This is a genomic window from Mycobacterium angelicum (assembly GCF_002086155.1).
Classification (GTDB): Bacteria; Actinomycetota; Actinomycetes; order Mycobacteriales; family Mycobacteriaceae; genus Mycobacterium; species Mycobacterium angelicum.
This window is the reverse complement of record NZ_MVHE01000408.1, coordinates 1-264: the sequence shown is the minus strand read 5'-3', so window position 1 is coordinate 264 and position 264 is coordinate 1. Positions and strand designations below refer to the sequence as shown.

1 pseudogene is annotated in these 264 nt (G+C 71.2%); it reads left to right on the top strand.

Going from position 1 to position 264, the window contains the following annotated elements:
• A pseudogene (locus BST12_RS30025) lies at positions 1-264 on the top strand (hypothetical protein); the annotation flags it as partial.

The window sequence follows — 264 nt, the reverse complement described above, 5'->3', positions numbered from 1 at the left end:
GCCTCGGCCCGCCGATCGGTGGCGCCCTCATCGAGGCGGATGGCTGGCGGTGGGTGTTCCTGGTGAACCTTCCGCTGGGGGTATTCGCTGTGCTGGCCGCTCGGCGGGCACTGGTGGAGAACCGGGCCGCCGGACGTCGGCGTGTGCCCGACGTGCGCGGCGCGGTGCTGCTGGCTTTCGCGCTGGGCCTTTTGACGCTGGGATTGATCAAGGGCCCGGATTGGGGTTGGGCCAGCCTGCCGACCAGCGGGTCATTGCTGGCCG